General features: G+C 64.0%; 3 protein-coding genes and 1 pseudogene. 2 read left to right on the top strand and 2 right to left on the bottom strand.

Features of this window, described 5'->3' with window-relative positions:
• Positions 1-89: 89 nt before the first annotated feature.
• Entirely contained in the window at positions 90-452 is a 363-nt protein-coding gene (locus ACIBJF_RS52675; protein ID WP_399185003.1) for a transposase, read from the bottom strand.
• 421 nt (positions 453-873) lie between these two features.
• Between ACIBJF_RS52675 and ACIBJF_RS52670 the strand changes: the two genes are divergently transcribed.
• Together ACIBJF_RS52670 and ACIBJF_RS52665 are read left to right on the top strand one after the other, a co-directional pair.
• Entirely contained in the window at positions 874-1,233 is a 360-nt protein-coding gene (locus ACIBJF_RS52670) for a hypothetical protein (RefSeq protein ID WP_399185002.1), read from the top strand.
• A 101-nt stretch (positions 1,234-1,334) separates the two neighbouring features.
• Complete coding sequence (locus tag ACIBJF_RS52665; protein WP_399185001.1) at positions 1,335-1,757, top strand: hypothetical protein; 423 nt, start codon at positions 1,335-1,337, stop codon at positions 1,755-1,757.
• Positions 1,758-2,061: 304 nt separating this feature from the next.
• Here the strand turns inward: ACIBJF_RS52665 and ACIBJF_RS52660 are convergent.
• A pseudogene (locus tag ACIBJF_RS52660) lies at positions 2,062-3,065 on the bottom strand (IS5 family transposase).
• Between the last annotated feature and the right edge of the window lie 356 nt (positions 3,066-3,421).

Here is a 3,421-nt window from a genome sequence, read left to right as displayed (position 1 = left end):
TTCAGCACTCCGAAGGGTCGCGGGTGGCCGTGCCTGTCGGCAGGAGAACGATGAACCCCGACAAGAAATGATCTTGCCGGGGTTTAATCTCAAGCCAAGAGCGCGTGTGTTTTTCCCAGCACCTCCAGCGCGGCGTCCCGCTTCGCGACCTCCTTCTCCAGCCGCTCCACCTGCCGCCGAAGCTTGTCGTTCTCCGCCTCGGCGGGGTGCTTCTTCGGCCGAGCGGGGCTGGTGCGGTGGTCGGTCAGCCTCTCCAGCGCGCCGGCGTCCCTGGCCTGGCGCCACTCGATGATGTGGGAGTGGTACAGCCGCTCCCGGCGCAGGACCGCGCCTTTGTCCCCGGCGGGGGCCGCGTCGTATTCGGCGACGATGCGCAGCTTGTACTCGGGGGTGAAACGGCGGCGCTTCGGCTTTGGCGCGGGATCTTGCCCGGAGGGCTTGGTGCTGGTCATGCGGGAGGTGCTCCTGTCGTGCCCGCCCACAATATCTGATCATTTCGGGGCGTCTCACCCGACGATGTCAGAGAGGGTTCGGGGGGAGGTATGTAGGTCATCTGTACATCATCGAGTCACCTCCGCCCGAGGAGACCGTGCGTTCGAGGCGTTGCTTTGGCCGGAATCCCGACCGTGGCACCAACCTCATGCGACGGAACAGCTAGGTGTCAGTGCGCTGATGCCGACTGGCGGGGGGTTTCCTCGTTTCCACAAGGTGTGACAGGCCCGCCCCCGCAGAGGTGGGCCCCTCGGAGAGTCAGACCGTTCAGGGACGGTGCCGGGAGGAGGTAGCGCCGTCTTCACGAGCCCTCCTCTTCTCGTTCATGGATCAACCACTTATGATCATCGATCACACGAACCAAGTGGGGGGTACATCTCCATGCAAACGCTCGCCGAGCGCTACGGCAAGAAGCGGGTATGGACAGTCATCGGCTGCGCCTGGGCCGTGATCATCCTCGTCGGAGTGGCCAAGGTCGCCACCGATGACGGCGGGCCGGACACCTCGTCTGCGGCGTACAAGCGGGGTTATAAGGACGCCTTCGACTGGTCGTTCATCTACGAGAACGCCGACACGGCCCTGAATGACTGCGAAGCGGGCGTGGCACACGACAACGTGCTCGGCCAACTGGATGTGAAGACCGTCGACTTCAACGATCAGCAGTTGGTTGCCTGGTCACAAGGCTGTGTCGGTGCGCTCCGGAGCTTCGGCATGGTCATTCCCAAACAGTCCTGGGAGTAGTGATGACGGGAGAGTTAGGACGGGCCTGCCCCGTAAACAAAGAAAGGCCACCGGCCAGAGCCAGTCCCACAACGGGGCTGGCTCTTCCATGAGGAGAGACTGTGAACGGTAAGAAGAAGGCTCTGCTGATCGCTGGTGGCGTCCTGGTGGTGGCTGCCATCGCCAACGCGGGCAACAGTGACACCTCGGGTGACGGCCCGGCGAAGGCGAAGCCCGCAGCGAAGATGTCTCCCTCCCCGAAGGCCAAGCCGACCCACGAGGCGCCGGCCAAGCTCGATGAGCCCAACGCGGCTGAGGAGAAGCAACTCCTCCGCAAGCTGACCTCGATCAACCCCGGAATCACGGTGAACAGGAAGCGGGCCATACGCCGGTCCGTGAGCACCTGCCAGGAGATCCAGGACGGGCAGAAGGGGAAGCAGCTCGTGAAGGACGTCAGCTACCGCTTCACTGGTGGGAACGCCACGGTGGACGAGCGCCAGGCGGCCGAGGTCATCCAGGCCGTGAAGGACACGTTCTGCGGCTGAGGCCCTGAAGTACATGTGTGTCGTTAGCAATGCGACTCGTACCATGGGCAGTTGACGAGTCCTGAAACTTGATGCTCCGCAACCGGGGAGGGCGCGGGCACTAGAACAAGGGGGGTACGAAATGGGGAATCTCGGTGCGTACCAGGTCATTACGACTGCGGCAAAAGAAGCGGGTGGCGTTGACAAACTCATCAGCGCAATCAAGAAGGCCGCATTCGCGAGGGGTGCCACTGCGGGGGCTGTAGGCGGCGGGTTGGTGGTCGGTGGAGCTGTCGCCGTGGCTAGGGCGCGTATTGAGTCGTGATCAATGGGTGGTCCGAGTGAGGTCTTTGATCCAGATCATCGAGGCGCGCAGGTGGAGGCCGGCGAGGTAGCTGGCGGGAGTCTTGTCGTACCGGGTGGCGATGCCTCGCCAGGCCTTGAGCTTGTTGATCAGGCGCTCGACAGTGTTCCTCTCCTTGTAGAGGTCGGCGTCGTGGCTGACGGGCCGACCGCCCCTGGAGCCCTTGTTCTTGCGGTTGGCGGTCTGGTCCTTCTTCTCCGGGATGACTGCCTTGATGCGGTGTTTGCGCAGATGGGATCGGTTCCCACGGGACGAGTAGGCCTTGTCCCCAGCAACCGCGTCGGGCCGGGTACGGGGGCGGCCGACGGGGCCGCGGTCTCGTATCTTCTTGAGTACGGGGATGAACTGTGGGCTGTCCGCGGCCTGGCCTGCGGTCAGGATGAATGCCAGCGGGCGGCACTTGCGGTCAGCGGCGAGGTGGACCTTGCTGGTCTGCCCGCCCCGGGAGCGTCCGAGAAGGGCGGCCTTCAGCCGGAGTTTTCGGCGGCGGCGGATGCGTCGTCGCTCTTCCCGCTCGGGATCACTCTCGGTGTCCTGACCGTTTTGTTCTTCGAGGCGGCCCCCTTTGACCTGGCCTTCTCCTCCTCGGCGGCAGCCTTCTCCAACGCGGTGATGACGTCCTGGTCCAGGCGCATCCCGGCCGCGTCGTGGTGAGCACGTGCGGTGGTGGAGTCGATGCTGACCAGGGACAGGTCCACCTCTCCCCGCTTCGCCGCTTCCGCGATCAGGCCATCCAGCAGGGCCTCGAAGACGCCGGCGTCACGCCACTGCCGGAAGCGGTTGTGGACGGTCGACCAGGCGCCGAACTCTTGCGGCATCTCTCGCCACTGCCCGCCGGTCTTGAACCGCCAGATCACGCCTTCGAACTGCTGCCGTAACCGCTCGGGGTACGGGCCGTACTCGCCGATTGGCAGGTACGGCTCGATGAACTCCCACTCCTCGTCCGTCAGTTGCACGCGCGTCATGGAAAAAGATCTACCGGTCCAGGCCCCACTCCGAGGGCGAATCCCGCAGATTGATCAGGACTCGATACGCGCCCTAGCCGTGTCCGAGGTGCGCAGAAGGCTCGTGAAGCGAGAGCCGAAGAGGCGGAACAGCAACTGAAGGCCCAAGTTCAGGAATCCACGGATCTGAAGGACTCCTGAAACAAAGAATTGCCCACGGCCATGAGGCCGGGGGCAATTCTTTGTTTACTTCTCTCAAGCCGAGGTAGACCCCTTTGCCTCAGCCCGGATCCACCGGCTTGATTCCGGTGTGATCGTTTCGGGGTCGGGCAGGCGGTGTCGGGGTTGAGTTGCGGATTCGGGCGTGGCGTGGCCGC

The sequence above is a fragment of the Streptomyces sp. NPDC050743 genome (genome assembly GCF_044456925.1).
Lineage (GTDB): Bacteria > Actinomycetota > Actinomycetes > Streptomycetales > Streptomycetaceae > Streptomyces.
Note: the sequence above shows the minus strand (reverse complement) of the source record. Positions and strands in the feature narration are given on the sequence as shown.

Excerpts from the sequence above, each read along its gene's own strand:
- ACIBJF_RS52675 (WP_399185003.1), bottom strand. The coding sequence starts at position 452 with ATGACCAGCACCAAGCCCTCCGGGCAAGATCCCGCGCCAAAGCCGAAG.
- ACIBJF_RS52670 (WP_399185002.1), top strand. The coding sequence starts at position 874 with ATGCAAACGCTCGCCGAGCGCTACGGCAAGAAGCGGGTATGGACAGTC.